This window comes from Phocaeicola sp. (genome assembly GCF_048170425.1).
Classification (GTDB): domain Bacteria; phylum Bacteroidota; class Bacteroidia; order Bacteroidales; family Bacteroidaceae; genus Phocaeicola.
Genome location: NZ_DBEXBB010000070.1, coordinates 1 through 4,154 on the forward strand (window position 1 = coordinate 1; position 4,154 = coordinate 4,154).

The following is a 4,154-nucleotide window of genomic DNA, read 5'->3' on the forward strand; positions in this document are numbered from 1 at the left end:
TAATAATTTTGATTCAAAGATGATATAATATTTTCAAACGCTAGGAATACAGAAAAAAAATATATGTCACATTGCTTTATATTTAGGAGAAAACACGTCTAAAAGTATAGATTTACTCCTAGATTGGCATATGGAAGAAACGAAAACTCCTTATCTGTTAAAGTTCGGGCTCCCGGTATGATTGCTCCCTTATATGCCCTCATCACTTCTTCTGCAAAGATACCCCACCGGTCGTTTATCCGTACGGTTTCCTTCAACCCGTCTTGCATGCCGAAATAATCTTTTTGTGCGGCTCCGTGATGTGTATATAAGATACCTGCCAGTCCTTCTACTGTAAAGACTCTTTCCGGATTATATTCCGCCACCAAGGAGCTCAGGTCTACCAGGTAATCTGTTCCCAGTGTAATAGGATGCGCATGTTTGCTCACCGCATAAGGATAATTTGCTACTTCCATATAGCCTCTTACCGATGAATATTTGCTCCATCTTCTTCCGTATCCCACGTAGAATTGCTGTCCCAGGTGCTTCATTATAGTTTCCAGAAGTTGGTCTCCTGTACGCATCGGGTAGTTGGCTCCCATTCCGATAGAGATAAAGTTATACGGTTCAAACAGGTATTTGTTGCGGGTGATACATTCTTCACGTCTTCTGTACTGAACTCCCATTTCTAGGCTCAAGTTCTGCATTCTTCGTTTGCTGCTTTGCCCGTTCATGAAGTTTTGCGTATATTCATTTTTACTCCAGCGTGCCTGTCCGAACACTCCGATATGGTCGTTTATGGCATACACCAGCTGTCCGGCTAGGGTAGGTCCTTTAAAAGGTCTTACTTTCCGTGCATAAGTAGATCCTCCGTGTGCCACGAAACCGGCTTCCACACCTCCCATTACATTTACTTCCAGTCTGGGGTCGGTCACCCTGTCATTAAACAGGCGGTTCAGGTTTACCATCCCTTCCAGCCGGAACCCTCCATAGGCTTCTTTTTTCTTTCCGGTACCTTGGTCAGGGAGTGTTTCATGTATACCCGCGAAAAAAGTTCCTCTAACTCCCCAAGGCAGATACCATTTTCCCATACTGATACCCATCACAGGACCTATCGGTTCCAGCACCCCGTTCATTACCGGTGCTTTCCTGATTCGGGCTGAGTAGTCTCCCTGAATACCCGCATAGATTTCATAGAACAGGTTATCCAGCACTCCGGAGTTGGCGGATATTCCAGATCCTTTTTTCAGGCCGGTAAACCGGTATGTCAGTCCGGCTACACCTTGTACCCCGATGTCATATTTTTTGGGTGAATCCAGTCCGTTGATGCCATCGGTAAACAGATTCACTCTAGGCTCCAGAAATAAATCAAGATGGTCATACAAATGATAGTTTACGTGCAGACCGCCGTGTATGCCTCCTGCAAAAAAATGTTCCTTTGAAATCTTGTCCTTCGTCCAGTAGGTTCCTACTCCCAGTACCGTTTCCAAGTCCCACTTTAACTCTTTTTTATACCCCCTCAGGTAATCCAGAATTCGGAACATGTGTGCTATTTCTATTCCGCCTCTTCCAATCTGTTCGTTTACAGCCCCTTCTACAGCCAGACGATAGCTGTTAAATGAGGTTGCATCCTTTGTAAAGGCAATACCGAATTCCTTAGAGTAGGGGCCAGCCGCACCTCCGCCCAGTTTCCCGGCACCCGCAAAAACCGACAAGGAAGAATTCCATCCTTTGGCTTTTGGGTCAATCGGTCTTCCGTTAGGGATATATCTTTTCTGTCTCACATAATCCATTGCATTGAAAAATCCGGTTTTAACCGAATCGGCGACCGCATCTTGTGCTATGATGGATTCCGTCCCGTTCATCCAGAGGCAGCCGATGACTGCTATATATAAAGTTTTTCTATTTATTTTCATGATTACTGATTCTTATACATGTCCAATGCAGTTTCCACAATCTCCTTGTTGAATTCACCATCATTTTGCGCTGTGGTTATCATTTTCTGGTCCAGGTTGAAACATCTCACCAGATACAGAGCTGCCTCTATCAGTCCGGCATCTCCTTGTCTGGCCGCTGTCACCGCCTTCAGGTACCATTTTACCGGATTGCTGTCCGGCATCTCTTCCAGCACCTTTTCCGCCTGCGCATCTCCTTGCGGAGTCTCCAGCGCCAGGTTCATCACCGCTTCATTTTGTATGGAAGACTGGCATATGGTCTGGAACGTTTGTTTCGCTCTTTCCGCTTCTTCAGGTGTATCTCCTCCGTGGAAATATCCGCCCATGGCCCATGCATACGCTTTCACCAGGTCAAACTCTTTATAGTCAGCAGGAATGAGTTTGGCCATGACACTGGCATTCTCAAAGTCTCCCGCCTTGATATACATACACAATTGGTTCACCACTACTTCAATCGGATTGATAATGTCCGTTCTTCCCGTATCGATATTTTTCCTTTCGTAGTTTACGGTAAAGATGGTACGGTCTATCAACGGATCCAGTATTCGGGTGTCGGTCACATCCCTTTCCAGGTACAGTTTGGCGAGCGTATTTCCAGCCAGTACCCATGGATTCTTCATGCTCAGCGATTCTTCATAAGCCTTTCGTGCCACAGCCTCTTTTTCCTTGTTATCTTTCAGCAATTGCAGCAGTTTCCAGTACTCATATCGGGTGTACATTCCCTCGAGGCCTTTTTCCCGGAAAGCCTCCATCACCTCCTGGTCGGTCGGTTCTCTGTAAATGTCATAGCGGCACAGGTATTTCACTTGTCTGAGCTGTTCCAGATAAGGAACAATGGCAGTCCGGTAATCTTTCCGTGTTTTGATTTTTTGTCCTTGTCTGTTCATCTGGTCGGGAAACTCTCTCACCACCTCTCTGATGAAATTGGCTGCTTCTGTCAGACTGTCCTTTTCCATCAAGTCGGCTACCTCGTTCCACGAAGCCACTCCCGCTTGCGGGTTCTGATATACCCTGTCGGCCACTCCCTTGGGTAACATTCCAGTCACTTCCTGCTGGATTTTCTGCATACGTTTTTCTGCCAATGCCAGATTCTGCTGGTAATATCCCTCCGGTGATGCCTTTCCGATGACATGAAACTCTTTCAGCATGGCACCTGGTTCATTCAAAATCTGGTTCAGTTTCTTTCTTATTCCGTCCAGACTTTTCTGGTTCTTCGGGTCGTCCGTCAGCCGGTCTGAATTGATTTCAAAGTTAAGTTCTACGAGGTCTTCCGTATCAAACTTTTCCACCTGTGCCTTTTCCGGATATTTCTGGAAATCCATATCCAGGGCAATCAGGGAATATTCCAGGAATTTCAGCGGACGTTTGTTTTCACAAGTATTAATCTGATACGTTTTTCTGAATGGAATATGGGTGTAATCCTCTATGCAGAAATCCGCATAGCAGCTGTAGTTCACGTTCTGGTCAGGTACTGTAACCGTATCCTGCCATTCAATTACCATGCGCTCGTTGACTAGCGGGCGTTGCTGGATGTATTTCTCCAGTGCATCTCGTTTCAGGTCATAACCCATCCTTCGGGTCTGTGTCAGGTGATATTCCTTTCCGTCGTACACCAGCGGTTTCAGGAACGCCACCGTGTCGTTGGTTTCACAGTTCAGCACATACGGTTGCACAATTAGTCGGGAATACTTGTTTCCTTCCCCTTTCGGAATCACAAACGTATTATAAGGATAAAAACGGTTACCTATCAGTCGGCTGGCCTTGGGCTCCGGTTGAATTTTTTTTAACTGCCCCGTTACCACCACCTCTTTCAGGTAGATACCGTCATCCACTTCCACGTCTATTTTCATGCGGTTGTTCACCTTTTCCAACAGCGCCTTGTTCAGTCCGGCCTTGAATACCAGTGCACCGTTGTCCGGTACCAGTATCTCATAATACCCGTTAGCGTCTGTTTCAGCTCTTTCTTCTTCATTTATGAACAGTGCCAGGTTCGTGTTGTCTTTGTCCAGACTGTTCTTTAAATCCTCCGCCGCAGCTACCGTCTTGCAACTGTAAATGTATACCACACTTTCGGAGAACGGCACTTTCTTTTTCTTGTCCGCAATGTTGTAAACCGTGCCGCTTACCTTAATCATTCGCTGTGCCCATCCGCTTGCAGGGGCAGCTGTCAGCAGCACCGTGACCAGTATATATTTCCCGATGCGGTTTATTTTTTTTATA

At 46.1% G+C, this 4,154-nt stretch carries 2 protein-coding genes; both read right to left on the reverse strand.

The genetic code is table 11. From position 1 onward, the window contains the following. Positions 1-98 precede the first annotated feature (98 nt). Complete coding sequence (locus ACMJ0U_RS02935) at positions 99-1,895, reverse strand: hypothetical protein (RefSeq protein WP_417128058.1); 1,797 nt, start codon at positions 1,893-1,895, stop codon at positions 99-101. 2 nt (positions 1,896-1,897) lie between these two features. Continuing rightward, positions 1,898-4,154, reverse strand: a 2,257-nt coding sequence (locus ACMJ0U_RS02940) for a hypothetical protein (protein WP_417128059.1), incomplete at its 5' end; no start/stop codon positions are given.

Coding starts and splice junctions, on each gene's coding strand:
- ACMJ0U_RS02935 (WP_417128058.1), bottom strand. CDS start 1,895: ATGAAAATAAATAGAAAAACTTTATATATAGCAGTCATCGGCTGCCTC.